The organism is Dinghuibacter silviterrae, assembly GCF_004366355.1.
In the GTDB taxonomy this organism is placed as follows: domain Bacteria; phylum Bacteroidota; class Bacteroidia; order Chitinophagales; family Chitinophagaceae; genus Dinghuibacter; species Dinghuibacter silviterrae.
The window spans coordinates 438379-464174 of the sequence record NZ_SODV01000001.1; the positions used below are offsets into that span (position 1 = coordinate 438379).

Here is a 25796-nt window from a genome sequence, read left to right on the forward strand (position 1 = left end):
TATGAACAAACCTATTCTTTTTTCCATCGACGACGATCCTCAGGTCCTCCGGGCTATTGGCCGGGACCTGAAAACACAATACGCAGACGACTACAAGATCATCAGCACCACCTCGGCCAAAGAAGCGCTCGAAGTACTGGTCGATCTCAAGAACACCGGAGACGTCGTCGCCATGTTCCTGGTCGACCAGCGGATGCCCGAAATGGAAGGCGTGGACTTCCTGCAAAGCGCGATCCGGATTTATCCCGACGCCAAAAGGGTGCTGTTGACCGCCTATTCCGACACAGTAGCGGCGATCAAGGCGATCAACAACGTCCAACTGGACTACTACCTGACAAAACCCTGGAATCCTCCGGAAGAAAAATTATACCCGGTGATCAACGATCTCCTGGACGACTGGAAAGGACACTACAAACCCGACTTCCGGGGGATCAAGCTCATCGGCTACCAGTTCTCCCCCAAGTCTCACGAGATCAAGGACTACCTGGCAGGCAACCTTATCCCTTATGCCTGGTATGATATTGAAACCAATCCCGAAGGCAAACGCCTGCTGGAGATCAACCAACTCAGCACGGGCGACCTCCCCCTGATCATTTACGAAGACGGCCACTGCGCGGGCAAACCGACGATCCGCCAGATCGCCGAAAAGATCGGCCTCAGCCTCCAGATCAAAAACGAAGTCTACGACGTGGTGATCATCGGTGCCGGCCCCGCCGGTCTTGCCGCAGCCGTCTACGGCTCTTCCGAAGGCCTCAAAACCCTCCTCGTCGAACGGCGCGCTCCGGGGGGCCAGGCCGGGACGAGCTCCCGGATCGAAAATTACCTCGGCTTCCCGTCCGGTCTGAGCGGGGCGGACCTGACCCGCCGCGCCATCAGCCAGGCCAAGCGGCTCGGGGCGGAATTCCTTTCCCCCACAGAGGTAAAAGACATCCGGCAAAAAGACGGCTACAAGACCATCGTTCTCGACGACGGTCCGGAAATCATCAGCCGGTCCGTAGTCATCACTACCGGTGTCGACTATCGAAAACTTGAGGTAGAGGGCGTGGACCGGTTTACCGGCGCCGGCGTTTATTACGGGGCTGCCATGACCGAAGCCTCAGCCTGCAAGGGCAAGGAAGTATTCGTCACCGGGGGCGGCAATTCCGCGGGGCAGGCAGCCATGTACCTCTCCAAGTTCGCTTCCAGGGTACACATTGTCATCCGCCGGGAAAACCTCATCCCCACCATGTCCGCCTACCTGATCAACCAAATCGAATCGACACCCAATATCGAACTCATCCCGTGTACGGAGATACAGGAAGCCCTCGGCGGGGAAAACCTCGAACAGTTGGTGCTCCGAAACATCAGGAACGGCGAACAAAAGACCTTCGACGCAGGCGCCCTCTACATCTTTATCGGCGCCAAACCCTTCACCGACTGGATACAGCTCGACATCATCAAAAACGACAAGGAGTTTATCGAAACCGGCCGCAACCTGACCGCCTACGACACGTTCAAATCGATCTGGAAAAAGGATCGGGATCCATACTTATTGGAGACCAGTTGCCCCGGCATTTTTGCTGCCGGCGACGTCCGCGCCGGCGCGATGAACCGCGTCGCCTCCGCCGTGGGGGAGGGGTCGATGGCCATCAGCTTTGTGCACAAATACCTCGCGGAGATATAGGGTCGCGCCGGCGGGCCCCGCCGACCCGCCGCCAGGCGGCCCTATATCTTCCCGCCTGCAGCGCGGATATTCTCGCCCGTGATCCAGGCCGCCTCATCCGACGCCAGGAAAACGACCACCGAAGCAATGTCCTCCGGCTGTCCCAGACGGCCCAACGGAGTGACGGCCACCGTGGCCGTAGCCCTTTCACTCCCAATGATCCCCAGGGTATGCGCGCCCTCCGTCTCCGTCATACCCGGCGACACGGCGTTCACGCGAATTTTACGGGGTCCCAGTTCCAACGCCAGGGCCGCGGTAAGGCTATCCAATGCCCCCTTCGTGGAGGAATACACCGACGCGTAAGCTACCGGAACCTTTCCCACGATAGAGCTGATGTTGATAATGCTCCCGCCGTCCCCCGAAAAGTGCTTTAGTGCCTCACGGGTGGTCAGGATCGGCCCCCAGACATTGGTACCAAACTGGCGGTGAAATTCCTCCTCCGTCACCGACTCCACCGGATCGAAACGGTATACCCCCGCATTGTTCACGACCACGCTGACCGGTCCAAACGCCTTCGCCGTTTCACGGAAAAGCCGCTCTACGTCGCCCGCGTGACCCACATCCCCCTGCACCGCAATGGCCTTTCCGCCTTCCCCGGTGATCTCCGATACGATGCGGTCCGCGCCCTCCTTGCTGCTCGAATAGTTCACCACCACCGCCGCACCCGCCCGGGCAAGGCCCTTGGCAATACCGGCACCGATTCCTTTAGAAGCCCCCGTCACTACGGCGACTTTTCCTGCAAGTGACTGTTTCATGGTTATTTTTTTCCAAAGGTAAGCAACAATTCAATACATCGAAATATTTCGATTTATAGAAGATATTTTTTTATCCCCCGAAGCACTTCAAAAATTTCATGTATTCGTTAAGAACCTTTTTGTCGATGGCATACTTCACGTGCCGTCCCTCCTTCTCCGCAATCACGATCCCCGAATCCACCAGTTGTTTGGCATGATGCGACACAGAAGACTGCGCCAGGTTCATGAGGTCGCATACATCCGTGCAAGACATCACACCCCGTTTGCTTACCTCCTGGAGCATCTTCAACCGATGGGGATCGCCCAGGGCTTTTGAGATTTTTTCGACGTCTTTTAGGGTCATTATCTGGCAAAAATAATTGGATTTTTCTTGTCACCTAGTGATGCCCCATTAGTTCATTTAAAACTGTCTGAATCAGCCTGGTGATGGGACCTATCCAGACACGTATCGTGTCTACCCTTTTGTTTGGAGAGACATCCCTGCCCAAAAAACGAGGATGCAACCTCTGGTATTCCGTCATTCCTTGATCCGTCAATTGTGCCCAATCCTCGTGAAGGCGTATCAGTCCTTGGTTCCGCAGCCCCCTTAGCAAGCTTTCCGGATCTTTCCCTTTTATCCCATCCTTCCTCAGCTCAGACAAAATGTATTGGATAGGGACCTGGGCATACGTTTCTTTCGTGCCCTCCGAATACAATAACCCGAGGATATGATACCGGTCACTTTTAGATATCTGGCTACTCATAACTAATTTAAGAACCAAATTTACATCAAAAGGGATATTTTATACTTACATTTTGACACTATTTGATTTCATTTTTCTACATAATTTTGCATATTAATACCCATACGCCGATGCAATAAGCGACATTCTTCAGCCCTAATGTTGATTCTCAGATGGTTACAGACTATCGTTATCGCTACGTCAAAAGTGTTTGGGGCGCAGGCGACCTGACTTCTTTTTCCCGCATATTCGAAATCATACCGAAATCCATTGTTTCGGACGACATGGGAATGCATTACCACAGTTTCGCCAATAAAGTAACCCGGCCGGAGCTTCTGAATGTGAAACAATTGATGAAGCTGTCCCACCTAACGGGGATTCCACTGGCATCGCTTGTCGAACTTGTCGCCAATGACATCAATTCAAAGTGACGCCCCCTCCCCATAATCCCGTACCTTTGCGGCCATGGAAATTTCCACCCCCTCCCGGTACGAGCAGCTCTGCGAACTGACCTCCGGGGACTTCCAGGCCTTCCTCTACGACTGTGACGGTACCCTGGCCGACAATATGAAAGCCCACACCTCCGCCTATGTGGAAGTGGCCCGTACCCAATACGACATCGACCTCGACGGTACGATCATCGACGAGCTGGCCGGCTGGCCTACGGTACAGGTTTGCGAGGAAATCGGCAGGCGCTACAACAAGGTCTTCGACCCCACCCAGTTCGCCTCGGCCAAATCCCAGCTTTTCTACGACAAATACATACAGGAAACAAAACCGGTTGATTTCGTACTCCGCCACCTCATCAACCACGTCGGCCGGGTAAAAATCGGTGTGGTATCGGGCGGCCGCAGGACAACGGTGACCCGTACCCTGACGATACTAAACATCATCGACCTCGTTGACGTGATGGTTTGCGCCGGTGAGACGGAAAGAGGAAAACCCTACCCCGATCCCTTCCTGAAAGCAGCGGAAGAATTGGGTGTAGACCCTACACGCTGTATGGTTTTCGAAGATGGGGACGCCGGCGTGCAATCCGCGATCGCAGCGGGGATGAAGTGGGTAAGGGTGGACAAGCTTTAAATCTGTTCGTCAAAAATCTTATTGATCCTCGGCTGAAGCACCCAAACCCCGACGATAAAAAACACCATCAAGAAAAAGTCGCCGATGTAATCACTGGACCTGGCAGGTTTTTGCAGCTCCACCGACCTTAGCGCTTTAGCAGCAAAATAGAATACAAAAAGAGTACAAATTGCAGCCAGAAAATGAAAGGGAAAGATCACGAGGAATGCCAGGGGATTGGTGTCCCCGTTAGAAATCAACATACCTCGAAAAAAGAGGGGTGCCCACACAGCAGCAAAAAACAGGACGTACAAACAGGGATAAATAGCACAGAAACCGAATAGCCCTCTACTTAAACGGACTTTACCAGGGAGGTTCCGGTACAGTTTATTGCCAACTATAAAAAACCAGCAGTATTGGACAATATTGACGAGCACCATCGGTAAGAAAAACCAGGGCAACAGCTCGAATCGTTTAAAAATGATCATTGCCGCAACCAATATGGCAAATGAAATAAACGCCGGCCCAACGACTAGTACAAAAATCTGCCAATGCTTCGCCCTGAGAAAAAAGCTCATATCCTGGTTTTCTCACAATATACCCCATAAGCCGCATCAATCAGCCTCCCTAACGCCTCATACCCGGCCAGCAGTTCCTTCCGCCCGAATTCTCCCAGGTCTTCGTCCGCAGAGCAATGCGCATGGCAGTACATATCCCACAAAATTGCCCTGGCCTGTTCGGGAGTATAGCTGCCAAAGAACCCGGCCAACACCGCCCCGGGGTTTTCCAAACGCTTCATACCATTTCTTTTATTGTGGGTAACATGGAAACATACCGCTGATACTTTGCATAGATCAGCTTGAAAAAGTAAGACCGGAGAGAGCCCCTGGCCGTCATCCCTGATGCGTGGTTCCAGGCATGGGTAAATAGTTCCAGGACATATTGATCGGCCACGGTTTCGTCCCGATGAAGCGTGAGCGCCATCATATAGACAAAAGAATAATAGCGTTCGATCAACTCCCTGTAAGCCAGTAAGTCTTTTCGTTGTAGCCTTTTGATCAGGTCAAGGTCAGCAGCGATTTCCCCAGGGACACACGGTTCCAAATCGATAGCGTGCATGATGCAAGTCTCCCCTTAAAGATAAGGTGATTTCCCGAGTGTACCTATATCTAGGTACATCTTTTTTGCAAAAAAGAGCAACCTTCCCGTTAAATCTGTCTCATGGAGGAAAAAGATACCATCTGGCTGGGAAAGTTTGCCGCCCACCTGGCCGGTCTGATGGAAGCAAAGGGAATGAGCCAGCGCCGTCTGGCCACGCTGAGTGGCATCAGTCTCGGTAAAATCAACAAGGTGGTCCACGCCAAGGCCAACCTGACGTTGACGACGCTTAGAAAACTTGCGGAAGGCCTTGACCTTCCCCCGTCAAAATTGTTGGATTTTGATGCGGAATAGGGTCACTCCACCTTATCGGCAAGCCCCAATTTCTCCACCGCCACCTGCGCAGCAATCTGGCTGGCGTCTTTCTTATTGTAGCCCTTCCCTTCCGAGATGACGGCGCCATCGACGACAGCCGCTACGGTAAAGAGACGGCGTCCGTTTTCAAAACGTTCGTCTACGGTCTCGAATTCGAGGACCTTTCCGTTTTTGGACGCCCAACCGTACAGCTTATTCTTATGGTTGATCTCCAGGTTTTCCAGTTCGTCGAGGAAGAAATAAGGCAGAATGACCCTTTTCATGATCCAGCGCTTGGTCCGGAGATACCCCAGGTCCAGGTATATGGCGCCTATGAGGGCTTCAAGCGTATTCCCGAATATCTGGGATATTTTCAAGGAATTATCGTGCTTGTTGTACAGGGTAATCTTTTTCAACCCCATCTTTAGCGCAACCTCATTGAGGATGGAGCGGTTCACCATCTTCGACCGCATTTCCGTAAGGAACCCTTCCCCCTTGTAGGGATACTTTTTGAATAAAAAGTCCCCCACCACGGTGCTGAGGACAGCGTCTCCTAGGAATTCCAGTCGTTCGTTGTTTTGATCGCTGCCTTCCTTGATCGACCGGTGGCTCAGGGCTGTTTTATATAAAGGCAGGTGACGAGGCCTGAAACCCAATACGTTACGCAAATTCTTTTCAAACGCGGACCGTGCGGGAAATATGTGCCGTAGTAGAGAAAACTTCACACGTTAATCTACGAATTTTTTGACAATCACGGACGCATTGTGACCACCAAAACCAAAGGTATTGCTCAAGGCGGCATTCACCGGGCGTTCCTGGGCTTTGTTAAAGGTGAAATTCAGGCGGCTGTCAAGCTCCGGATCATCCGTAAAGTGATTGATCGTAGGCGGGACGATGTTGTGCTGCACACTCATGATGCAGGCAATCGCCTCGATGACACCGGCGGCACCGAGAAGATGGCCCGTCATAGATTTGGTGGAGCTGATGTTGAGTTGATAAGCGTGTTCCCCAAAGACCATTTGAATGGCCTTGGTTTCCGCCAGGTCGCCCAGCGGTGTGGACGTCCCGTGTACATTGATGTAGTCGATATCCGAAGGCTGCATACCGGCGTCCCGTAAGGCGGTGATCATGACGTTCCTCGCCCCAAGCCCTTCGGGATGGGGGGCCGTCATATGATACGCATCCGCACTGGCGCCACCGCCCGCGATTTCGCAATAGATCTTCGCTCCCCTGGCTTTGGCATGCTCCAGTTCTTCCAACACGAGCACCCCGGCGCCTTCTCCCATGACAAATCCATCCCTGTCTTTGTCAAAGGGACGCGAAGCGGTTTTGGGGTCCTCGTTCCGTTCGCTGAGGGCCTTCATGGCGTTGAAACCACCCACTCCGGCCTCGCTGATAACGCTCTCACTTCCACCCGTCAGGATGATATCCGCCCTACCCAGGCGAACTTCAGTGAACGCGGAAATAATAGCGTTCGTCGAGGACGCACACGCGGACACCACGGCAAAGTTGGGGCCCCTGAAACCATGGCGCATGGAGATATGACCCGCTGCAATATCCAGGATCATCTTTGGGATGAAAAAAGGATTGAAACGGGGTGTGCCGTCGCCTTTGGCAAATTCAGTGACTTCGTTCTGGAACGTGATCAGGCCCCCGATACCGCTTGCAAAAATAACACCTACCCTATCCGGGTTGACGGTGTCTTTGGAGATGCCTGCATCTGCAACCGCCTGGTCGCTGGCGATGATGGCCGTCTGGGTGAACCGGTCAAGCTTGCGTCCTTCTTTTTTATCCAGGAAGTTAAACGGATCAAAGTTTTTTAACTCGCACCCGAACTTGGTCTTGAATTTAGAGACGTCAAAAGCCTTAATGAAATCGGCGCCCGATACACCATTGATCAAACCACTCCAGAAGTCAGGCACATTGTTGCCCAATGGGGTAAGGGCGCCCATTCCAGTAACAACTACTCTTTTTAATTCCATATATGCAAGCCGGGAATTTGGTCCGCGTGGTGTAGTTGGATTAGTAATTATTTGGCGTGTTCTTCCAAATAAGCAATTGCCTGGCCTACTGTGGTAATAGTTTCAGCTTGTTCGTCGGGAATGGAGATATTGAATTCTTTTTCGAATTCCATGATCAATTCAACGGTGTCCAGAGAGTCGGCACCCAGGTCGTTCGTAAAGGACGCCTCCGGGTTAACCTCCGCCTCATCAACACCTAATTTGTCAACAATGATTTTCTTTACTCTTGTTGCAATGTCTGACATGATAGTAAAATTTAGTTACTGGGTGCAAAAATAGAATTTTTGAGTTAATAACCATACGGACCGCAAGTTTTCCCAAAAAATGCCACATTAAAGCGAAGTGGCTGAAAATCGGTACCTTCACACCCCCCAAATCGGGCGCAGCATGGCACTTCGCATCATCGAACACGGCTCCGGTGACTACCGCCAAATGGTCGAGCTCCGGGATGAAATCCTAAGGAGACCCCTGGGACTAACTTTTTCAAAAGAAGAGCTGGCCGCCGAGGTCAAAGACATATTGGTCGCCGCGTTCGAAGAAGAACAGTTGGTAGCCTGCTGCCTGCTGTCCCCACAAAACAAAGATATTGTTCGTCTCCGACAAATGGCCGTCAGCAGCGAAGTACAGGGCAAAGGTGTGGGCAAGGCCCTCATTCTTTTTGCCGAAACCGTTTCCCGGGATCACGGTTTTATAAAGATCACCATGCATGCCCGGGCTACCGCCGTCGGTTTCTACGAAAAAATGGGATACAAGATAAGCGGACCCGAATTCGTGGAAGTAACCCTGCCGCATTATATAATGGAGAAGCCCTTGCTCTAGGCTTTCTTTATATTCTCCCTCAAAATCGCCCTCGCATCCGCAAGGCCCTCCCCAAAAGCCGACTTGGGCAACAGAAAGAAAGACCGGCTGTCAAAATATAAATGGAAGAAATGGGGCGTTTCCAGGTAGTTGCTAAATTCCCTCCAGGACCATGACCGCCCCGTCCCCTTTGAGGTGCTGAGAAAAAAATGCTGTGGCTCCAATGCGGCCGTGAAATGATCCTTAAAGGTCCTTTCTTTCCGGTATATCGAATAGGGTAGGAAAAACCATAAAGCCCCCATGAGGCACATCCATAGTACGGAGCTCAGCAGAAAGGCGAGGGGCAGGATCCGGTGCAGGTAAAAAAGGATGGCTGCAAAAATTGCAAAGACGTTGACAAGGATCACGAGCAGCCTGATCTCCCTTTTGGTAAGAAAATGATACCGCAGGGCCTGGATCACCTGACCTTTATTATAAGAGAATTCCACTTGCATATTGCTAAGGTCACCTTAATTCCCTAATAATCAACAAAGCCATTTATTTAACATTCTCTTAACACTTAAACAAACGTTTAATTTAAACACGTGTTTAACTTTGCATCCGATATACAAATTTTCTTATGGACAAACGAACGCTGATACTCAGTGCGGCAGAAAAACTCTTCGGAGAGAAGGGGTTCGAGGGGACAACCGTAAGGGATATTGCACACTCGGCCGGGGTCAATCTGGCCATGATATCGTACTATTTCGGGTCGAAAGAGAAGTTGTTCGAGGCGCTTGTAGAATACCGGTCCGGATACACCACAGGTGTGCTGGAGGAACTGGCCCAGGACGAACACCTGGAGCCGATGCAAAAAATGTATAAACTCATCGACTTCTATGTGGAAAGGATCCTGTCCAATTTTCAGTTCCATAATATTATTTCCCGGCAATTCTCCACGCTCCAGTCAACCGACCTGAAGGAGGCGCTGATGCGGATGAAGGCAAAAAACCTGGAACAGATCGAAAAGATCATGGCGGACGGGCAGAAAAAGGGCGTTTTCCGGAAGGTGGACCTGGAATTAACCCTGGCCAGCATTATCGGGACTATTTCCCAATTGACGCTGTCCAAGGAATGGTACTGCCGGATCCTCGGTATCCTCTCCCCCGACCCGAACGACTTTTCCCCCGAGCTGGTCACCCGGCTCAAAAATCACCTGAAAGACATGGTGACCGCCCACTTACGTGTACCCCAATCATAGAACACATTAAAATAATAGAAACCTGGTTTATATGAAGCAAACAATCGTAGCACTGGCTTTTCTGCTGTTAGCCCTCCCGGGCGTCAGGGCTCAGTCACCCCGCTCGATCACCTTGGAAGAGGCGGTCAAGCTGGGGATCGACAACAGCAAACAGCTCAGGCAATCCAAAAACAAGATCGACGAAGCACTCGCCCGCCTGGATCAGGCGAAGGACTTACGCCTCCCCAGCGCGAAAGTGAGCTTCCAATACCTGCACGCCCTTATGCTGGCCCGGACGCTGAACTTCCCGGGGCTGACCCAGCCCGGCAAACCGCTCAGCCTGAGCTTTGATTTCCCTGCCTACCTAGGCACCCTGGCGATCAGCGAGCCCATTTTTAACGGCAACCAGTTCAAATATGCCCGCCAGTCCGCAGACCTGCTCCTGCAGCTCAGCAAACTGGATGCAGACAAGGACAAGGATGACGTGACCTACCTGGTCATCAGCGCCTATATCAACTACAACAAGATCCTGCAAAACCAGCTCATTGTCGGGCGGAACATGCAGGACGTAGACCAGAAGCTGACCGAGATCACCAAGTACGAAAGCCAGGGCCTGGCGACCCGGAACGATGTATTGCGCTTCCAACTGCAAAAATCCCAGATCGAGCTGAGTGAGATCGAGCTGGAAAACGACCGCAAGGATGCCAACTACGACCTGAACATCATCCTGGGCCTGCCCGATTCGACCCAACTGACCGTTTCCAATTTTGACTATAAGCTCCAGGAACAACCGGTCTTTACCGACCTGTTGACCCAGGCCGATGCCAACCGCCGGGAACTCCAGGAACTCGCCTTCCAGGACAAAGTTGCGGACATCAATATTAAAAAGATCCAGGACGGGAAACTGCCCACCCTGGCAGCAACAGCGGGTATGTATTATATCAATCCCACAGGCAAGCCCATCCCCACGGACCACACCGTTCTGGCACCGATTACTTTAGGCGTGGGCGTTTCCTGGAATATCGGTTCGCTGTATACGACCAAAAACAAGGTGGCGGAAGCCGCAGCCCAGAAACAGGAGATCGTGACCAGCAAGGACCAAGCCCAGGATGACATCCGAAAGGACGTGCACAAGGCTTACTTAGGGTATCTACAGTCGCTCGACAAGATCCGGGTCCTCCAGGTCGCCGTCGACCAGGCGGAAGAAAACGAAAGGATCACCGAATCCAAGTTCCAGAATAACCTGGCCAATACAACCGACCGGATCGACGCCCAGACGCAGCTCTACCAATCCAGGGTGAACCTGGAGCTGGCCAAATCGGACGCTGCCATCGCTTATTACACCATGATAAAATCAACAGGCAACATTCACCTGTAATCTTCAACAAGTCTATAAACTGCATTTGTATATGGAACAAAATACCACTCCCGCAAAACCCCGCAAAAAGCTCTTATTCCCGATCATTCTCGGGTTGGTCTTACTCATAGCCCTGGGGTTCACACTGAAAGAATACATCTTTCTTCAAAGCCATGAAGAAACCGACGACGCCCAGATCGACGGCGACATCAGCCCTGTCATCCCCCGGGTTTCCGGTTACGTGACCGCCATCAATTTCCAGGACAACCAATTCGTCCATGCAGGTGATACATTGGTGGTCCTTGACGACAAGGACTACAAGATCAAGCTGGACCAGGCCAATGCCGCTCTTACCGCTGCGCAAAAGAACGTCGCCGCCTACAAGGCCACGGTCTTCGAAACCCAGTCCAACTTCGGTGTGCAAAAGGCCAACATAGAAGAGGCCCAGGTACGCCTTTGGAAAGCCGAACAGGATTACGACCGTTACAAGAACCTCTATGACGACCACGTGATCACCAAAGCACAGTTCGACCAGGCCACCGCGGACAAAGAAAGCGCGCAGGCTGCCCTCGACGCCGCCAAAAGCCAGATCCCCGTGCTCGACAAACGTGTCAACACCAATGAGCAGCAGACAACCGCCACGGCGTCCATCATCGATACCCGTAAAGCCGATGTGGAATACGCACAGCTACAGCTGTCCTATACGGTTATCACCGCCCCCGCCAGCGGCATCGTATCCAAACGCAACATCCAGATCGGTCAGTTGGTACAGGCAGGCACCCCGATGTTCTCCGTCGTACACGACAGCCTCTACATCACGGCGAACTTCAAGGAGACCCAGATGAACGACATCCGGATCAAACAAGCCGTCGACGTATCCGTAGACGCTTTCCCCAACGATAAGATCCAAGGCACCATTGAATCCGTATCCGGCGCCACCGGGGCCAAGTTTTCCCTGCTGCCCCCCGACAACGCCACCGGCAACTTCGTAAAAGTCGTACAACGTGTACCTGTACGCATCAAGCTCGACGTCGACAGCGCCACGATGGCCCGTCTGCGTCCCGGCATGAGCGTAAAGGTGACCGTTCACACAAAATAAAAAACATCCTATATGGCAGAATATGGTTTTAGAAGATGGATCATTACCATTACGGTGATCGTCGCTTCGCTGCTGGAATTGATCGACACCACGATCGTGAACGTGGCCCTGCCAAACATCATGGGAAACCTCGGCGCTACCCTGGAAGACGCCAACTGGATCGTCACCGGGTACGCCGTGGCTAACGTTATCATCCTCCCCATGTCCGGGTGGCTGGGGGACCGATTTGGACGGAAAAATTACTTCCTGACCTCCATTATCGTCTTCACCTTCGCCTCCTTCTTGTGCGGGAACGCCCATAGCCTGACGGAACTGATCGCGTTCCGGTTGTTACAAGGGCTGGCCGGCGGTGGTCTTATCTCGACCGCCCAGGCCATTCTCCTGGAAACCTGGCCGCCCGCCGAGGTGGGTATGGCAACTGCCCTGTTCGGTCTGGGTGCCGTCGTTGGACCCACCGTCGGGCCGACCATCGGGGGGCTTATTACGGATAATATCAACTGGCAGTGGATATTTTATGTGAACATACCCGTAGGCGCCATCGCCGCGTTCTGTGTGTCGACCTTTGTGCGGGAGTCTCCAAGATATGGAAAAGGCAAACGTATCGACTGGTGGGGTATCCTCTTCCTGGCGATCGCCGTCGGCTCCCTGCAGGTGGTCCTGGAAAAAGGAGAGGACAAAGATTGGTTTTCCACCTGGTACATCTCCCTGCTCACCCTGAGCACCATAGTGGCGGTGATCTGTTTCATCTGGCGGGAGATCAGTATCGACTTCCCTATCGTGAATTTTAAGATCCTAAGACACCGGAGCTTCTCCATTGGGATATTCACCTCCTTTGTGCTGGGGGTGGCATTGTATGGGTCGACTTTTGTCTTCCCGGTATTTACCCAGAACCTGCTGGGGTTCACCGCCGCTCAAACCGGGTTGATCCTCTTGCCGGGGGGGCTTGCCACCATCAGCATGATGCCCTTCGTGGGAAACATGCTCAAACGGGGCATTCCCGCACAGATACTCTCCGCCATCGGTTTCTTCCTGTTCTTCGTGTTTTGTTACATGCTTTTCGGGTCGAACCTGAACTCAGGTACCGGGGACTTCTTCTGGCCCCTGATCATCCGCGGTGTAGGTATGGCCGTTCTTTTCGTACCCCTTACCACCCTGGCCATCCAGGACCTGAGAGGACCCGAGATCGGTCAAGGCACCGGCTTGAACAATATGATGCGCCAGCTGGGGGGGTCCTTCGGGATTGCCATCATCACGACGATCATCCACATTAAGAGCGGGATCAACAGGGCTGTACTCCTGGAAAATGTCAATATATACAACCCGGAGTACCAGGCCAGGAACAACGCCGCTATTCAGAACTTCATGTCCAACGGTTTTTCCCGTGATCAGGCCATTGCCATGGCCAACGGCGCCATGGAAGGGAATATTACCAAACAAACGATGCTGACCACGTTCAACGACGTCTACCTCCTGGTAGGGTTCTTTGTCCTGCTCTGCATCCCCCTGATCTTCCTGCAAAAATTCAGTAAGAAGCCGGTGGCTATGCCCACCGACGCCCACTAAACTTGTTTTGCGGCAGTGCCCGAAGGCCGGTCTTTGCGGACCGGCCTTTTTTTACCCCCACTTCGGCAACGCCTTCATAAACGCGGAGACCTCCGCGGTATACTGCTGGACTTCCCCGTTATCCAGCCCCAGCTCACTGGCGATATCGGCATCCGACAGCTTCATAATGAACTTCATCTTATAAAACCGCTGGTATTTTTTGGGGAGCGCCTTTTCCATCTCCATCATCATCCGGGCGATCTCTGCAAAGCCCGTGACCATGACCGCAGACCGGTTGTCAACGGCCGGGTTCAGACGCTTGCAAGTCTCCATGACCGTATTGTTCAGGAATATCTTTACCCCTGCCGGGTCCTGTATGGATTCCCGATGATCCCAAAGCGCCTGAAAAGCCCCGAAGGCGATCTCGGCGATCCGGCGTTTGTCCGTATCCTTGGGCATCAGCTCCGTAGCGATATACAGTAAGGAGTCCGAGAAAACCGAGCGGATTTGTTTAAGCGCCGCCGGGCGCCCCGCTTTGAGGCTGCGTACACATCTTCCAGGGTCCGCTTGCCCGCGCTGAAATGAAAATATAGACAACGAGGGGGCTCCCCGGAATAGGCTCAATCGCATAGTACGTACGCCTGGATTTTTTTGGGCTATGAGTTCCATCGCACAAAGATATCCCCGTCCATTCCTCTGATCAACAGGATGTAATCATCAATTTGGGGGGATTCTCCGGCTTCGATACGAATGACGTCTCTCAGATTGATATTAGCTAGCGTGGCAAGTTTTTCACGGGTGAGGCCCAGCAACTTTCGCCTGAAACTGATCGTCTTACCCAAAGAAGACCGAGTCATGGGCGACAATGCTGCATCGAATGAAAGATCCATACGAATATATTAATTATCTGATAAATAAGGAGGATTACGTTTGTGCAATCGCACAATAAGTTCCAGGAGATAACAAGGAAAAGGAATGGTATCCTTCACTTTCTCCCTTTCGGTCCAGAGTACCATCAAAGTCGCCACCACCAGTTCCGAGGCTCTTTTCCGGTCCCCCGTCAGTACAAAACCCAGTTTGTTGATCAGAAGCTGATGCCTGCGGATCAGCTGCCCGTATGCTGCAAAATCTCCCTTAACGAGTAAGGCGACGAGCTGCCCGTCCGGCATTTCCGTCTCCGGTTCATTCTGTTCAGTCTTTTTTTGTCGGTTGAATACCCGCATGCATCCACGCCTTGTCCCAAGGCACCCTCACGGCCAAAGTAGAAAAAAAACTTCAGTTTTGATGCATTTATACTACAATGTAGAAATATGTAAAAATATATGCTGAATTGTATTGTTTGAAAAAATAAAATTCTATAATTGTGAAATGATATAACTTCCCCTTATGAGCAAGGACAGGCGATACAATGCCATCAAAAGTATGATTGAAGATGGAAGTATTTCCAGCTTCAAAGAAATCTTCGAGGTCATCCCTAAGACCCTCGTTTCCAAAGACATGGGAATGAATTACCAGACATTTACCCGGAAAGTGGCCGAACCCGATCTCTTTAACTTCCGGGAGCTCCTTTTTATGTCCAGCCTTTTCGACGTAAACGCCGAGCACCTTTTCAAGCGTATTGTCTCCGATGTGACCAGCCCGTCGAAGAAGAAAAAATAGTCCGCGCCATCTTAATCGCAGCGCAAAAATTTTGCAGGTCAGAGCTAAAATTCGAGGGGCTGCGCCAAAATGGAAAGCCCCCAAAAGGGGGCTTTCGCGCGCCAAATTATAATTAGTAGTCTCCCAGACTTGTCAGTGGCGGGCAGTAGCCCGCGTTTAGCTGCACCCCATGCTGTTCCCGCAGTTCAGGCACTTGTAACACGTGCCGCTGCGGACCGTGATGTGCCCGCAGGTGCTGCAGGCCGGGGCGTCGCTTTGCATGCTTTTCATATATTCCTGCGTGCTATCTGTCTTTGAACCGGCGGCGGCCGCAGGCGCGCGTTTGCCGGAGGGCCCGGAAGCCGCAGGGGAGCCCGCGACCGGGGTGACCCGCACCTGGGACAGCTCAGGCTGTCTTTCTCCCAGGGTAGGCATATCCGTTTCGTCCCACTCCTCCTCCCCGGTATTGGATACCTCCGGGGTCTGGAGCACATGGACCAAGTCGGTCCGGCCAAGGTACTCGTAGCCCAACATACGGAACACATAATCCACCATGGAGGTGGCGCTTTTGATATTGGGATGATCCACCATACCGCTGGGCTCGAAGCGGGTGAACACAAATTTGTCGACAAATTCTTCCAGGGGAACGCCATACTGCAGACCCACCGATATGGCGATCGCAAAACAGTTCATGAGGCTCCTCAAGGTGCTGCCTTCCTTGGCAAGGTCTATAAAGATTTCACCAAGCGTGCTGTCATTATATTCTCCTGTTCGTACGAAGATGGGTTGTCCACCAATCTTCGCCTTATAGGTAAAGCCCTTTCGTTTAACCGGGAGCGTACGCCGCTCGACGATCCGGGCCAGTTGTCTTTTCAGTTTGGTGTCCGGAGACGACTGGACGCGTCTTTGGACCTCTTCCAGGAGCTCTTCCGCCGTCAGCTGACCTAGGTCCACCAACGGGGTCTGCGTCGGAGCCGGCGCCGCCTCCACCTTTTTCTTATCGCTTTTGTTGCTGAGCGGCTGGCTGAGTTTGGACCCGTCCCTGTAAAGGGCGTTCGCCTTAAGCCCCAGCTTCCAGCTCAGCATATAGCAATCGGCAATCTGTTCCACCGTTGCTTCGTTCGGAAGGTTGATGGTTTTTGATATGGCTCCCGAGATAAAGGGCTGAACCGCCGCCATCATCCGGATATGGCCGTGGGCGTGGATAAACCGCTCCCCCTTTTTCCCACACTTGTTGGCGCAGTCGAATACGCTGTAATGTTCGGGGCGCAGATGGGGTGCGCCTTCCACCGTCATCGTACCACATACATAATCCCCGGCCGCGTCAATCTGTTCCCCGGTAAAGCCCAGGGCCTCCAGGAGGCTCCATTCGAAATTCAGGTAGTCCTCCGGCCGGAAACCCAGTCGCTGGAGACATTCTTCCCCCAAGGTATAGACATTGAACACAAAGCCGATTTCGAAAGCCGAGCCGACGGCGGCATCCAGTTTTTTGATTTCGCTGGCGATAAAACCCTTTTCACTCAGGGTAGCGTGGTTGATGTGCGGCGCCCCGGCAAACGTACCCGCGCCAACCGCGTATTTCACAATGGCGTCCGCCTCTTTTGTTCCGTACCCCAGGCGCTTCAAGGCCAGCGGGACCGATTGGTTGATGATCTTGAAATAACCACCCCCGCTCAACTTTTTAAACTTCACCAGGGCAAAGTCCGGTTCCACACCCGTCGTATCGCAATCCATGACCAGCCCTATGGTGCCCGTGGGTGCAATCACCGTTGTCTGGGCATTCCTGTACCCATATCGTTCCCCCATGTCCACCGCTTCATCCCACACTTTGCACGCCGCAGCCAGGAGATAGTCCGGGCAAAAACGAGCCTTGATCCCCTGCGGTTTCAGGCTCAGCCCCTCAAAAGCTCCGTCCGCATCATACGCGGCCGCGCGGTGGTTTCGCATCACCCGCAACATGTCCGCCTTATTCTCCTCATAGCGACGGAAGGTGCCAAGAACCGACGCCATTTCCGCCGACGTTTTGTAGGCCGTCCCGGTCATGATGGCCGTGAGGGCACCCGTAATTCCCCTGGCCTCCTCGCTGTCATAAGCAATCCCACCCACCATCAGGAGCGATCCCAGGTTTGCATAACCCAAACCGAGGGTGCGGTAGTCATAACTCAAACGGGCCACTTCCTTACTGGGGAACTGGGCCATCAACACAGAGATCTCCAGGACCACCGTCCAAAGCCGGCAGACATATTCAAAACCCTCCACGTCAAAAACGGAGGTCCGCTCGTCCCAAAACTTCCGAAGGTTGACGGAAGCCAGGTTACAGGCCGTATTGTCCAGGAACATGTATTCGCTGCACGGATTCGACGCCCGTATAGGTCCGCCCTTCGGACACGTATGCCATTCATTGATGGTCGTATTGTACTGGGTCCCCGGGTCCGCACACCGCCAGGCGGCATAAGCGATCTGCTCCCAAAGCTGCCGCGCGGGGACCTCTTTCACGACCTTTCCGGTAGCCCTCGACGTGAGTGCCCAGTCTTCATCCCCTTCCAGGCACCGGAAAAATTCGTTGGGTATGCGTACCGAATTATTCGAGTTCTGGCCCGATACCGTAGCATACGCCTCGCCCTCATAGTCGGAAGGATAGCCGGCAGCTATTAACGCCGCCACCTTCTTTTCCTCCTCTACTTTCCAGTTGATGAAGTCGACGATTTCCGGATGGTCCAGGTCCAGGCAAACCATCTTGGCCGCCCTGCGCGTCGTTCCGCCCGACTTGATTGCCCCTGCGGCGCGGTCTCCAATCTTCAGAAAGCTCATCAGCCCGGAGGAAGTGCCCCCGCCGCTCAGCTTTTCCCCACCCCCGCGTATACTCGAAAAATTCGTTCCTACCCCTGAACCATATTTGAAGATGCGCGCTTCCCGCATCCAAAGATCCATGATACCGCCTTCGTTCACCAGGTCATCCTCTACGCTTAGAATAAAGCACGCATGCGGTTGCGGCCGCTCATACGCCGACGTCGACTCCTTCAGCACCTCATCCTTCGGATCCACGTAGTAATGCCCCTGCGGCTTACCCTTAATGCCGTAGCATTCGTACAATCCCGTATTAAACCACTGTGGAGAATTTGGGACACATGCCTGGCTCAAAATGGAATAGACCAGCTCATCGTAAAAAACTTCGGCGTCACGGGGCGTGGCGAAGTAGCCATACCGCTCGCCCCAAACCCGCCAGCAATACGCCAGCCGGTGCGCCACCTGTTTGGCGGAGGTTTCTCTACCCAGGGTCCCGTCGGGCTGAGGCACCCCGGCCTTGCGGATGTATTTTTGCGCGAGAATATCGGTAGCGATCTGACTCCAGCCCCTGGGCACTTCCACGTTTTCCATCTCGAAAACCTTCTCTCCACTGGGGTTTTTGATGACCGAAGTCCTGTAGTCATAGGTAAACAGGTCCATAGGACTAACGCCGTCTTTTGTAAACCGGCGTTCAAAGTGCAATCCATTGGAATTCTGCTTCTTGGTGGACATATCAAAGTGCGTTTATATAGGTGAGTCGATCAGGCAGCGTGGGTAACGAAAATATTCTTACCCCCCCAATTTCCCAAGTTCAAAAAATCCACAGCTGTGGATAACGTCTGGAAATATGTGGATATTTCACGAATATTGGCAAGGAAATAGAGGGACTAACTGCGGGCCTTAACCGCTGCAAAATCAAGCCCTTTCACAAATACTTTCCATCGGTTAGAAAACTTTTTGCATATTTGCAATACAGGCAATCGCATAATATTAACAGGATGAAGACCCTATATCAAACACTACAGGCCAGAAAGGATAAACACCAAAAGTCCTTTGCTGTGCTGATTGATCCGGATAAAGTGAGTACATCTGTCACCGACGAATTGATCGAACGTTCTTTAGCGGCCAAAGTGGACTATTTTCTGGTGGGCGGAAGCCTGGTCATTTCCGATAATCTCGACACCTGCATACAACAAATCAAAAGCGCCTGCGATATACCTGTCATCCTTTTCCCCGGCAGTCCGGCGCAAGTCTCGAAATTCGCAGACGCCCTTTTATATCTCTCCCTCATTTCCGGTCGTAATCCGGAATTGCTGATCGGCCAGCACGTCATTTCCGCGCCTTTTGTCCGTCAAAGCGGTCTGGAGATCATCCCCACCGGCTACATGGTGATCGACGGCGGTGAACCTACCACCGTTTCGTACATTTCCAACGCCAGCCCCATCCCGTCGGATAAGGACGACATCGCGCTGTGCACGGCCATGGCAGGGGAAATGCTGGGCATGCGGTTGATCTACATGGATGCGGGCAGCGGTGCAAAAAGACCCATCACCGAGAGTATGATCGAGCGCGTGTCCGCGCACATCGAAGTACCCCTTGTTATCGGCGGCGGCATTACCAGCGCCGAAAAAGCCTATCGTAACTGTAAGGCGGGAGCCGACATCATCGTCGTCGGCAATGCCATTGAAAAAGAGCCGGCCCTGATCTCCGAAATGGCGGCTGCCGTACATTCCGTAAGGGCGGTTACCCCTTAGATTCCCTTTTCGATAAGCCTTTCTTCCAATAACCGGACCGATACTTCCAATTCGGCTACCTGTTGCCGTATGCCCGTGAGTTCCGGCAGATGGCGCGTAATCAGGTAAACCACCTCCCATACCTCCAAAATATCCCGTTCGTCGACCCGGAAAGCCGGAAACTCTTCCCCTTGAAGCGGGTTGCCTTTTATCCACAGATAACCCGCCTCGCGGGCCCCTATATGACGGATCAGCAAACCCTGGTTCCTGGTCAGAAGAACGCAGGCCTGGTCCTCCGAAAGGTCTTCCAGGGTGCTCCAGCGTCCCACCACCCGGTCCCTGTCCCGGAAGAGGGGATGGAGGCTCCGGCCTCCCACTTCGAACATCCTGAAGCTGCCCTGGGGCAACCCGGGGAAAGAAAACACGGCCAGTTGACGGATAAACTCATCCTTGTCATACCCACTCTTGTATGCTTCCCTGTTTTTTAGAGAGACATACACCACCGTTTTCTGTCCCATGACATCCCTGGTGACCACCTGGGGACCAGGGGAGCCCGGGGATTCCGACCCGTTCTTCAGCATGTCACCCCGTCCCGTAACAAGCCAGTCCACGTTCAGGTTGACAAACTTGTTTGCAATATCCGCCACGATGTCAAATCCCGGTTTAGCCCCATCTTTCCTGAAAAGCCTGTTGATCTTTTCGCTGCTTGTATAGCCCAGCCTGCTTGCGAACTCTCTCCTGCTGATCTGTTGGTACGCAATGAACTTCCCTATTCTCTGCGCAATCGTCGATATCATACTATATGTTTATATATTGCAAACATCCTTGCAAAAGTAAAAATTGTTTGTTTATCTTTACCCTTTCGATCGTGATTTCTGCAACGTCCATCTCCAACTACTCCACGGCAGTGACCCATCCGCTGCGCACCTAAGCGCGTGGATGTCACCTTTCAGAAGCCAATTGTTTATGGGATAAAAAGGCCCGTACCAATCAGGCCTAGCTGAATGTACAAAAATCAAGCGAAAAAGTAAAATTAGCCGTATGGAAAATAAACCCCTAGAGGAAAGCCTCCCGAGCGAGGCGCTCGCCGCACTGAACACCTTTTTGAAGGCCGTGCCGGTAGACAGGCTCAGCAAAAACCTCCGGAATCTTTTCCTGAGTCATGTCTATCATGAATTGGATACGCCTTCCGTGGACCTGGAAGAGAGCATCGTGGACCTTCAGTCGCTCTTCAATTTCCTTGACGCCCTTGAACCCATCTCTAAAGACTCATCATTTCCTTAAACTTCACCGCCTGCCGCCTGGAGACCTCGATCTTCTCCCCTCCCTTCAACTCCAGCAGAAGACCGCCGTTGAAGTAGGGTTCGATCTTTTCGATCATCCTGAGGTTGACGATGTGTTTCCGGTTGGCGCGGAAAAATACCTTTTCATCGAGGCGTTCTTCCAGCGCATTGAGCGATTTCAGGATGAGGGGCTTATTGGGTCCGAAGAAGACCTTGGCGTAGTTGCCCACGCTTTCGAAAAGCCGTATTTCGCTGAGGCGGACGAACCAGCACCTTTCTCCATCCTTGACAAAGACCTGGTCGTTTTCACTCAGGATGCTGCGGTTGATCACCGGCGTCTCCAGCTCTTCCTCCCGCTCTACCTGTTCCAGCTTGTGAATGGCGTCGGCCAGGCGCTTTGGTTCCACCGGCTTGAGCAGGTAGTCGAGGGCGTTCACCTCGAAGGCCTTTAAGGCGTATTCGTCGTAAGCGGTGGTGAAAATAACCTGGGGGGAGCGATCCAGCTCGCTAAGCAGGTCGAAACCTGTTTTTCCCGGCATCTGGATGTCCAGAAAAATCAGGTCGGGCTGGTGCTGTTCGATCTTTTCCAGGCCTTCGTTCACGTTGGCCGCCTCGTCGATGACCTCTATTTCCGGGAAGTCCTGGAGCAGTTTTCGCAATTCATTTCGAGCCAGACGCTCGTCGTCGATAATGATAGCTTTTTTACTCATGTCTGATATTTACAATGTCTCCACAGGTATCGATATTTTCGCTTCTACGGTGTCCTCCTGGAGGTCCCGGATCTCAAAGTTGGCCTTGGGTCCGTAAAGGATGCTCAGCCGGCTCAGCGTGCTCATAATACCAAAGCCTTCCTCCCGGGCCTGGCCGTTCAGGTGACCCGTATTCTGGACCACCAGCTCGTGCCTGTCCCCCTTGAAATAAGAACGTATCCGGATAACCCCGCCCTGCATGCGCTTGCTGATGCCGTGCTTGATGGCATTCTCAACCAGTGTCTGGAGCATCATCACCGGCACGGGTTCTTCCAGGGTATCTTCGTCGATGTCCATTTCCACCTTCAGCCGTTCCTCAAAACGGATCTTTTCCAGCGCCAGGTAGTCCCTGACAATGGCCAGCTCCTTTTCGAGGGGAACGGTTTCCATCTTTTCGGTCTGCATCGAGCTCCTCAGGATATTACTCAATTCCGTAATCGCCGTCCGGGCACGCCCCGGGTTCTCGTCCACGAGCGCGCGGATGCTGTTGAGGGCGTTGAATATGAAATGGGGATTGATATGCGACTTTATCGTCTTGAGCTCCAGCTCTTTAACAAGAGACTCCAGCCGGAGTGACTCCAATTGCTGTTTCCGGTTGTTGTCCACGATATGCCAGACGTAATAGATCAGGACCCACAGCATCAGCAGCGGCAGGTAATCCAGGCTGCCCAGCATAATCCTTTTATAAAACGGTATGTAATGTTGTCCGAGCAGGTTTAACAGCATATAGATGCCCTCTATCAGGGCGCTGTACACCAGGCTCGCCACCATCACTGCCGCCAGGAGGATGCCCCAAACCCTATCGAAAGAGCGTTTCAGCCAATCGTTGGTGATGATAAAATACCGAAGCAGGTGGGTGACGCCAATTCCGAGGACGATGTTGATTCCCGCCCTTTCCACCTGTACCCCGTTAAACTTGTTATACGTGTACGCGAAAAAAAGGGTGACCATTGCGGAGCCCACCCAACCACCGATCTGGCACCACCAATACTTTGAGATCCTTGTTGAAGACATACCAACATAAATCTACGAAAAACCCCATTGGAAGGGGTTAATTCTGTACTAATGGCCGATTTTGCCTGTAAAAGGAGGAATAAAAAGTGTAATTTTGGACCCTTATTCCGTCAACATGGACATCAAGCCAGGTCCCCTCCTGAAGCACATAGACAACCCTGAAAACCTCCGGCGGCTAAGCCGGGAGCAGCTACACCAGGTTTGTGAAGAACTCAGGCAATACATCATCGACGTCGTTAGCGTCCACGGAGGCCACTTCGGAGCCTCCCTTGGCGTCGTCGAATTGACCGTAGCCCTTCATTATGTGTTCAATACCCCTTACGATCAATTAGTATGGGACGTGGGGCACCAGGCGTATGGACACAAGATCCTCACGGGCCGCCGGGACAACTTCCCCAGCAACAGGAAATACGGGGGGCTCAGCGGCTTCCCCAAGCGCAGCGAAAGCCCCTACGATACCTTTGGCGTCGGACACTCCTCCACCTCCATTTCCGCGGCCCTCGGTATGGCCATGGCCGCCAAATACAAAGGGGAACGCGACCGCCAGGTGGTGGCCGTCATCGGAGATGGCGCCATGACCGCAGGTATGGCCTTCGAAGCCCTGAACCACGCCGGCGTGGCCGATTCCAATGTGTTGATCATCCTCAACGACAATTGCATGAGCATCGATCCCAACGTCGGTGCGCTCAAGGAATACCTGACCGACATTTCAACATCACCGGCGTACAACCGCGTCCGGGACGACGTCTGGAAACTTCTCGGCAAACTGCCCGTGGGCAAGCACTTTACAAGGGAAATGGCCGCGAAACTGGAACAAAGCGTCAAGGGGCTGGTCAGCAAAAGCAGCAACCTTTTTGAATCCCTGAAGCTCCGGTATTTCGGACCCATAGACGGTCACAACATCACCAAGCTGGTAGACGTCCTCCAGGATATGCGCAGCATCCCGGGGCCGAAGCTGCTCCACATCCTCACTGTAAAGGGCAAAGGCTACGCCCTGGCCGAAAAGGACCAGACCAAGTGGCACGCGCCCGGTTTGTTCGATAAGGTAACCGGGGAGATCCATAAAAAACATTTCCCCACCCCGCAGCCCCCCAAATACCAGGACGTATTTGGCCATACCCTGATCGAGCTCGCTGAGGCCAATCCGGCCATCATGGGTATTACACCCGCTATGCCCAGCGGCAGCTCCCTGAAATTTATGATGGAAAAGATGCCCAACCGCGCTTTCGACGTGGGCATCTGCGAACAACACGCCGCCACCTTAAGCGCCGGCCTGGCCACTCAGGGGCTTCGTGTGTTCTGCAACATCTACTCGTCCTTTATGCAAAGGGCTTACGACCAGGTGGTGCACGACATCGCCATTCAAAAGCTCCCGGTCGTGCTTTGCCTGGACCGCGCCGGTCTTGTCGGAGAAGACGGCCCCACCCATCACGGGGCTTACGACATCGCCTACTTCCGCTGTATCCCCAACATGATCATCAGCGCGCCCATGAACGAACAGGAGCTGCGCAACCTCATGTACACGGCTCAGCTCGACAGCACGACCCAACCATTCGTCATCCGGTATCCCAGGGGCGAAGGTGTCATGCCGGAATGGAAGACCCCCTTCCAGGCCATCGAAATCGGCAAGGGCCGGAAGCTGCGGGATGGCCAGGAACTCGCCATCCTGTCCATTGGGCACCCCGGTAACTTTGCCGCGGCCGCCATCCGCGACTTGAAAGCCGAAGGTCTCCAACCAGGGCACTACGACCTCCGTTTTGTCAAGCCCCTCGACGAGGAACTCCTGCACGAGGTCTTCCGGAAATACAAGAAGATTGTCACCGTTGAAGACGGTACGGTGAAAGGAGGCTTTGGCAGTGCCATCCTCGAATTCATGGCGGAAAACGGATACAAGGCCGACGTACGGATCCTTGGCATTCCCGACCGCATCGTCGAGCACGGCAAACCCGCGGAGCTACAGCACGAATGTGCTTATGACGCCGAGGCCATCAAGGAAGCCGTCCGCTCCATGATGTCGATCGAAGTCGTGAGCACTAAAGGATGGGAGAAAAAATAAGCACGCCTAGACGCCGTCAGGCTCTGGCTCCGGTTGCTCTTCATTCCATTCAATGATGAAATTATTGCGGCCTTCCCCCACAAGGATGGATAAGTGCTTCAACTGCACCAGTTCCAGCATCGAGAGGAACAGGAAGATCGCCTGGATGCGGTCCTGGGCATCCTCGAAGATTCGTTCGAACGACAATGTCTTTTCCCGGCCGGCCAGCTCCAGCAACCCCTTCCGGCTGTCCTCCATGGTGTAATTGTAGGGGACCACGGTATGGACAGGTTTGTTGTTCCGGTCATACACCCGTTGCATCACCTTTTCAAACACCTTCATCAGCTTGAACATGGTGATGGTCTGTATCTCCGTCCCTTCCCCGGCGTCTTCACCGATGGCACCCAACTCTTTGGCCAGGTTGCCCCGTTTGATCATCAGCATCCGCAGGGCTTCCATTTCCGCCAATTGTGCCGACGCTTCCTTAAATCGCTTGTATTCCAGAATTTTGTCGACCAGTTCCTGGCGGGGATCGATCTCCTGGCCTTCGGCATTCAGCTCCTTGCGCGGCAACAACATCTTCGCCTTGATCCGCATGAGCGTGGAAACAAAAAGGATGAACTCGCTGGAAAGCTCGATATTCAACGATTCCTGGGTATGGATAAAGTCCAGGAAGTCGTTGATGATCCTGGTGATCGGAATATTGTAAATGTCCAGTTCGTCCCGTTCGATAAAAAACAGCAACAGGTCGAAGGGTCCCTCGAACTGGGGAAGTTTTATCTGGTAGCTTTCTGTGTTGGCCATCCCCGAAAGTACGGAAATTTAGGC

The 25796-nt window shown here is 53.0% G+C and carries 30 protein-coding genes; 13 read left to right on the forward strand and 17 right to left on the reverse strand.

Translation table 11 applies throughout. The features are described from left to right. The first annotated feature begins 1 nt into the window (after position 1). Positions 2 to 1663: an FAD-dependent oxidoreductase gene (locus EDB95_RS01885; RefSeq protein WP_133990015.1), complete on the forward strand. Its 1662-nt coding sequence runs from the start codon at positions 2 to 4 to the stop codon at positions 1661 to 1663. Positions 1664 to 1704: 41 nt separating this feature from the next. Here the strand turns inward: EDB95_RS01885 and EDB95_RS01890 are convergent, their stop codons facing one another. Both EDB95_RS01890 and EDB95_RS01895 read right to left on the reverse strand, forming a co-directional pair. Next, complete coding sequence (locus EDB95_RS01890) at positions 1705 to 2457, reverse strand: SDR family NAD(P)-dependent oxidoreductase (protein WP_133990017.1); 753 nt, start codon at positions 2455 to 2457, stop codon at positions 1705 to 1707. A 70-nt stretch (positions 2458 to 2527) separates the two neighbouring features. Next, positions 2528 to 2800 carry an ArsR/SmtB family transcription factor gene (locus EDB95_RS01895; protein ID WP_133990019.1) on the reverse strand — a complete coding sequence of 91 codons (273 nt, stop codon included), beginning with the start codon at positions 2798 to 2800 and terminating at the stop codon, positions 2528 to 2530. A gap of 552 nt (positions 2801 to 3352) precedes the next feature. On the opposite strand from EDB95_RS01895, the gene EDB95_RS01900 reads away from it, so the two are divergent. Further along, positions 3353 to 3610, forward strand: a complete 258-nt coding sequence (locus tag EDB95_RS01900) for a hypothetical protein (protein ID WP_133990021.1) — start codon at positions 3353 to 3355, stop codon at positions 3608 to 3610. Between the two features lie 34 nt (positions 3611 to 3644). Then, positions 3645 to 4262 carry an HAD family hydrolase gene (locus tag EDB95_RS01905; RefSeq protein WP_133990023.1) on the forward strand — a complete coding sequence of 206 codons (618 nt, stop codon included), beginning with the start codon at positions 3645 to 3647 and terminating at the stop codon, positions 4260 to 4262. Here EDB95_RS01905 and EDB95_RS01910 read toward each other — a convergent pair. Genes EDB95_RS01910 through EDB95_RS01920 form a run of 3 tightly spaced genes read right to left on the reverse strand, consistent with a single transcriptional unit; the run spans position 4259 to position 5360 of the window. Then, on the reverse strand, positions 4259 to 4819 hold the full coding sequence (locus EDB95_RS01910; protein ID WP_133990025.1) for a hypothetical protein: 561 nt from the start codon (positions 4817 to 4819) through the stop codon (positions 4259 to 4261). The genes EDB95_RS01905 and EDB95_RS01910 overlap by 4 nt on opposite strands. Then, positions 4816 to 5040 (reverse strand): hypothetical protein, encoded by a 225-nt coding sequence (locus EDB95_RS01915; protein ID WP_133990027.1) that lies wholly within the window; start codon positions 5038 to 5040, stop codon positions 4816 to 4818. Before EDB95_RS01915 ends, EDB95_RS01910 begins: the two co-directional genes overlap by 4 nt. Continuing rightward, positions 5037 to 5360: an RNA polymerase sigma factor gene (locus tag EDB95_RS01920; RefSeq protein WP_133990029.1), complete on the reverse strand. Its 324-nt coding sequence runs from the start codon at positions 5358 to 5360 to the stop codon at positions 5037 to 5039. Before EDB95_RS01920 ends, EDB95_RS01915 begins: the two co-directional genes overlap by 4 nt. 102 nt (positions 5361 to 5462) lie before the next feature. On the opposite strand from EDB95_RS01920, the gene EDB95_RS01925 reads away from it, so the two are divergent. Beyond that, on the forward strand, positions 5463 to 5693 hold the full coding sequence (locus tag EDB95_RS01925; RefSeq protein WP_133990031.1) for a helix-turn-helix domain-containing protein: 231 nt from the start codon (positions 5463 to 5465) through the stop codon (positions 5691 to 5693). A gap of 2 nt (positions 5694 to 5695) precedes the next feature. Here the strand turns inward: EDB95_RS01925 and rnc are convergent, their stop codons facing one another. Genes rnc through EDB95_RS01940 form a run of 3 tightly spaced genes read right to left on the reverse strand, consistent with a single transcriptional unit; the run spans position 5696 to position 7959 of the window. Next, on the reverse strand, positions 5696 to 6361 hold the full coding sequence (rnc, locus tag EDB95_RS01930; protein WP_246073442.1) for a ribonuclease III: 666 nt from the start codon (positions 6359 to 6361) through the stop codon (positions 5696 to 5698). Between the two features lie 60 nt (positions 6362 to 6421). Beyond that, the gene (gene fabF, locus EDB95_RS01935) at positions 6422 to 7675 is read right to left on the reverse strand and encodes a beta-ketoacyl-ACP synthase II (RefSeq protein WP_133990035.1); all 1254 of its coding nucleotides are present in this window, start codon (positions 7673 to 7675) and stop codon (positions 6422 to 6424) included. Positions 7676 to 7722: 47 nt separating this feature from the next. Further along, on the reverse strand, positions 7723 to 7959 hold the full coding sequence (locus tag EDB95_RS01940) for an acyl carrier protein (RefSeq protein ID WP_133990037.1): 237 nt from the start codon (positions 7957 to 7959) through the stop codon (positions 7723 to 7725). Positions 7960 to 8101: 142 nt separating this feature from the next. On the opposite strand from EDB95_RS01940, the gene EDB95_RS01945 reads away from it, so the two are divergent. After that, entirely contained in the window at positions 8102 to 8533 is a 432-nt protein-coding gene (locus tag EDB95_RS01945; RefSeq protein ID WP_133990039.1) for a GNAT family N-acetyltransferase, read from the forward strand. On the opposite strand, the gene EDB95_RS01950 is transcribed toward EDB95_RS01945, so the two are convergent. Then, entirely contained in the window at positions 8530 to 9006 is a 477-nt protein-coding gene (locus tag EDB95_RS01950) for a YcxB family protein (RefSeq protein ID WP_133990041.1), read from the reverse strand. The two genes, EDB95_RS01945 and EDB95_RS01950, sit on opposite strands and share 4 nt — an antisense overlap. Before the next feature lie 125 nt (positions 9007 to 9131). Here EDB95_RS01950 and EDB95_RS01955 point away from each other — a divergent pair, with 125 nt between their 5' ends. Genes EDB95_RS01955 through EDB95_RS01970 form a run of 4 tightly spaced genes read left to right on the forward strand, consistent with a single transcriptional unit; the run spans position 9132 to position 13750 of the window. After that, positions 9132 to 9752, forward strand: coding sequence for a TetR/AcrR family transcriptional regulator (locus EDB95_RS01955; RefSeq protein ID WP_133990043.1), 621 nt, complete (start codon positions 9132 to 9134; stop codon positions 9750 to 9752). 31 nt (positions 9753 to 9783) lie between these two features. Beyond that, positions 9784 to 11109 carry a TolC family protein gene (locus EDB95_RS01960; protein WP_133990045.1) on the forward strand — a complete coding sequence of 442 codons (1326 nt, stop codon included), beginning with the start codon at positions 9784 to 9786 and terminating at the stop codon, positions 11107 to 11109. 31 nt (positions 11110 to 11140) lie between these two features. Beyond that, positions 11141 to 12187, forward strand: coding sequence for an HlyD family secretion protein (locus tag EDB95_RS01965; RefSeq protein WP_133990047.1), 1047 nt, complete (start codon positions 11141 to 11143; stop codon positions 12185 to 12187). 12 nt (positions 12188 to 12199) lie between these two features. Next, positions 12200 to 13750 carry a DHA2 family efflux MFS transporter permease subunit gene (locus tag EDB95_RS01970; RefSeq protein WP_133990049.1) on the forward strand — a complete coding sequence of 517 codons (1551 nt, stop codon included), beginning with the start codon at positions 12200 to 12202 and terminating at the stop codon, positions 13748 to 13750. Positions 13751 to 13801: 51 nt separating this feature from the next. On the opposite strand, the gene EDB95_RS01975 is transcribed toward EDB95_RS01970, so the two are convergent. The 3 genes from EDB95_RS01975 to EDB95_RS01985 form a co-directional block, all read right to left on the reverse strand. After that, on the reverse strand, positions 13802 to 14188 hold the full coding sequence (locus EDB95_RS01975; protein ID WP_133990051.1) for a hypothetical protein: 387 nt from the start codon (positions 14186 to 14188) through the stop codon (positions 13802 to 13804). A 197-nt stretch (positions 14189 to 14385) separates the two neighbouring features. After that, a complete protein-coding gene (locus EDB95_RS01980; RefSeq protein WP_133990053.1) occupies positions 14386 to 14619 on the reverse strand; it encodes a helix-turn-helix domain-containing protein in 234 nt (77 codons plus the stop codon). A gap of 9 nt (positions 14620 to 14628) precedes the next feature. Beyond that, positions 14629 to 14952, reverse strand: a complete 324-nt coding sequence (locus EDB95_RS01985; RefSeq protein ID WP_133990055.1) for an RNA polymerase sigma factor — start codon at positions 14950 to 14952, stop codon at positions 14629 to 14631. 163 nt (positions 14953 to 15115) lie between these two features. On the opposite strand from EDB95_RS01985, the gene EDB95_RS01990 reads away from it, so the two are divergent. Next, positions 15116 to 15388, forward strand: coding sequence for a hypothetical protein (locus EDB95_RS01990; RefSeq protein ID WP_133990057.1), 273 nt, complete (start codon positions 15116 to 15118; stop codon positions 15386 to 15388). Between the two features lie 156 nt (positions 15389 to 15544). On the opposite strand, the gene EDB95_RS01995 is transcribed toward EDB95_RS01990, so the two are convergent. Next, positions 15545 to 18886 (reverse strand): vitamin B12-dependent ribonucleotide reductase, encoded by a 3342-nt coding sequence (locus EDB95_RS01995; RefSeq protein WP_133990059.1) that lies wholly within the window; start codon positions 18884 to 18886, stop codon positions 15545 to 15547. A 266-nt stretch (positions 18887 to 19152) separates the two neighbouring features. Between EDB95_RS01995 and EDB95_RS02000 the strand changes: the two genes are divergently transcribed. Further along, complete coding sequence (locus tag EDB95_RS02000) at positions 19153 to 19908, forward strand: geranylgeranylglyceryl/heptaprenylglyceryl phosphate synthase (RefSeq protein WP_133990061.1); 756 nt, start codon at positions 19153 to 19155, stop codon at positions 19906 to 19908. Here the strand turns inward: EDB95_RS02000 and EDB95_RS02005 are convergent. Next, on the reverse strand, positions 19905 to 20684 hold the full coding sequence (locus EDB95_RS02005; RefSeq protein WP_133990063.1) for a hypothetical protein: 780 nt from the start codon (positions 20682 to 20684) through the stop codon (positions 19905 to 19907). The genes EDB95_RS02000 and EDB95_RS02005 overlap by 4 nt on opposite strands. 244 nt (positions 20685 to 20928) lie before the next feature. On the opposite strand from EDB95_RS02005, the gene EDB95_RS02010 reads away from it, so the two are divergent. Next, complete coding sequence (locus EDB95_RS02010) at positions 20929 to 21171, forward strand: hypothetical protein (protein WP_133990065.1); 243 nt, start codon at positions 20929 to 20931, stop codon at positions 21169 to 21171. Here EDB95_RS02010 and EDB95_RS02015 read toward each other — a convergent pair. Beyond that, positions 21149 to 21880, reverse strand: coding sequence for a LytR/AlgR family response regulator transcription factor (locus EDB95_RS02015; RefSeq protein WP_133990067.1), 732 nt, complete (start codon positions 21878 to 21880; stop codon positions 21149 to 21151). The genes EDB95_RS02010 and EDB95_RS02015 overlap by 23 nt on opposite strands. 9 nt (positions 21881 to 21889) lie before the next feature. After that, a complete protein-coding gene (locus EDB95_RS02020) occupies positions 21890 to 22933 on the reverse strand; it encodes a sensor histidine kinase (protein WP_133990069.1) in 1044 nt (347 codons plus the stop codon). 115 nt (positions 22934 to 23048) lie between these two features. Here EDB95_RS02020 and dxs point away from each other — a divergent pair, with 115 nt between their 5' ends. After that, positions 23049 to 24989, forward strand: a complete 1941-nt coding sequence (dxs, locus tag EDB95_RS02025; protein ID WP_133995050.1) for a 1-deoxy-D-xylulose-5-phosphate synthase — start codon at positions 23049 to 23051, stop codon at positions 24987 to 24989. 6 nt (positions 24990 to 24995) lie between these two features. Here the strand turns inward: dxs and EDB95_RS02030 are convergent, their stop codons facing one another. Then, positions 24996 to 25772 (reverse strand): segregation and condensation protein A, encoded by a 777-nt coding sequence (locus EDB95_RS02030; RefSeq protein WP_133990071.1) that lies wholly within the window; start codon positions 25770 to 25772, stop codon positions 24996 to 24998. Positions 25773 to 25796: the final 24 nt, after the last annotated feature.

Excerpts from the sequence above, each read along its gene's own strand:
- EDB95_RS01955 (WP_133990043.1), top strand. The coding sequence starts at position 9,132 with ATGGACAAACGAACGCTGATACTCAGTGCGGCAGAAAAACTCTTCGGA.
- EDB95_RS01915 (WP_133990027.1), bottom strand. The coding sequence starts at position 5,040 with ATGAAGCGTTTGGAAAACCCCGGGGCGGTGTTGGCCGGGTTCTTTGGC.
- EDB95_RS02010 (WP_133990065.1), top strand. The coding sequence starts at position 20,929 with ATGGAAAATAAACCCCTAGAGGAAAGCCTCCCGAGCGAGGCGCTCGCC.
- EDB95_RS01900 (WP_133990021.1), top strand. The coding sequence starts at position 3,353 with ATGGTTACAGACTATCGTTATCGCTACGTCAAAAGTGTTTGGGGCGCA.
- EDB95_RS01925 (WP_133990031.1), top strand. The coding sequence starts at position 5,463 with ATGGAGGAAAAAGATACCATCTGGCTGGGAAAGTTTGCCGCCCACCTG.
- EDB95_RS01920 (WP_133990029.1), bottom strand. The coding sequence starts at position 5,360 with ATGCACGCTATCGATTTGGAACCGTGTGTCCCTGGGGAAATCGCTGCT.
- EDB95_RS02000 (WP_133990061.1), top strand. The coding sequence starts at position 19,153 with ATGAAGACCCTATATCAAACACTACAGGCCAGAAAGGATAAACACCAA.
- EDB95_RS01895 (WP_133990019.1), bottom strand. The coding sequence starts at position 2,800 with ATGACCCTAAAAGACGTCGAAAAAATCTCAAAAGCCCTGGGCGATCCC.
- EDB95_RS01960 (WP_133990045.1), top strand. The coding sequence starts at position 9,784 with ATGAAGCAAACAATCGTAGCACTGGCTTTTCTGCTGTTAGCCCTCCCG.
- EDB95_RS01905 (WP_133990023.1), top strand. The coding sequence starts at position 3,645 with ATGGAAATTTCCACCCCCTCCCGGTACGAGCAGCTCTGCGAACTGACC.
- fabF (WP_133990035.1), bottom strand. The coding sequence starts at position 7,675 with ATGGAATTAAAAAGAGTAGTTGTTACTGGAATGGGCGCCCTTACCCCA.
- EDB95_RS01885 (WP_133990015.1), top strand. The coding sequence starts at position 2 with ATGAACAAACCTATTCTTTTTTCCATCGACGACGATCCTCAGGTCCTC.
- EDB95_RS01975 (WP_133990051.1), bottom strand. The coding sequence starts at position 14,188 with ATGCCCAAGGATACGGACAAACGCCGGATCGCCGAGATCGCCTTCGGG.
- EDB95_RS02015 (WP_133990067.1), bottom strand. The coding sequence starts at position 21,880 with ATGAGTAAAAAAGCTATCATTATCGACGACGAGCGTCTGGCTCGAAAT.
- EDB95_RS01945 (WP_133990039.1), top strand. The coding sequence starts at position 8,102 with ATGGCACTTCGCATCATCGAACACGGCTCCGGTGACTACCGCCAAATG.
- EDB95_RS01985 (WP_133990055.1), bottom strand. The coding sequence starts at position 14,952 with ATGCGGGTATTCAACCGACAAAAAAAGACTGAACAGAATGAACCGGAG.
- EDB95_RS01965 (WP_133990047.1), top strand. The coding sequence starts at position 11,141 with ATGGAACAAAATACCACTCCCGCAAAACCCCGCAAAAAGCTCTTATTC.
- dxs (WP_133995050.1), top strand. The coding sequence starts at position 23,049 with ATGGACATCAAGCCAGGTCCCCTCCTGAAGCACATAGACAACCCTGAA.
- EDB95_RS01890 (WP_133990017.1), bottom strand. The coding sequence starts at position 2,457 with ATGAAACAGTCACTTGCAGGAAAAGTCGCCGTAGTGACGGGGGCTTCT.
- EDB95_RS01980 (WP_133990053.1), bottom strand. The coding sequence starts at position 14,619 with ATGGATCTTTCATTCGATGCAGCATTGTCGCCCATGACTCGGTCTTCT.
- EDB95_RS02020 (WP_133990069.1), bottom strand. The coding sequence starts at position 22,933 with ATGTCTTCAACAAGGATCTCAAAGTATTGGTGGTGCCAGATCGGTGGT.
- EDB95_RS01990 (WP_133990057.1), top strand. The coding sequence starts at position 15,116 with ATGAGCAAGGACAGGCGATACAATGCCATCAAAAGTATGATTGAAGAT.
- EDB95_RS01995 (WP_133990059.1), bottom strand. The coding sequence starts at position 18,886 with ATGTCCACCAAGAAGCAGAATTCCAATGGATTGCACTTTGAACGCCGG.
- EDB95_RS01950 (WP_133990041.1), bottom strand. The coding sequence starts at position 9,006 with ATGCAAGTGGAATTCTCTTATAATAAAGGTCAGGTGATCCAGGCCCTG.
- EDB95_RS01970 (WP_133990049.1), top strand. The coding sequence starts at position 12,200 with ATGGCAGAATATGGTTTTAGAAGATGGATCATTACCATTACGGTGATC.
- EDB95_RS01910 (WP_133990025.1), bottom strand. The coding sequence starts at position 4,819 with ATGAGCTTTTTTCTCAGGGCGAAGCATTGGCAGATTTTTGTACTAGTC.
- EDB95_RS01940 (WP_133990037.1), bottom strand. The coding sequence starts at position 7,959 with ATGTCAGACATTGCAACAAGAGTAAAGAAAATCATTGTTGACAAATTA.
- EDB95_RS02030 (WP_133990071.1), bottom strand. The coding sequence starts at position 25,772 with ATGGCCAACACAGAAAGCTACCAGATAAAACTTCCCCAGTTCGAGGGA.
- EDB95_RS02005 (WP_133990063.1), bottom strand. The coding sequence starts at position 20,684 with ATGATATCGACGATTGCGCAGAGAATAGGGAAGTTCATTGCGTACCAA.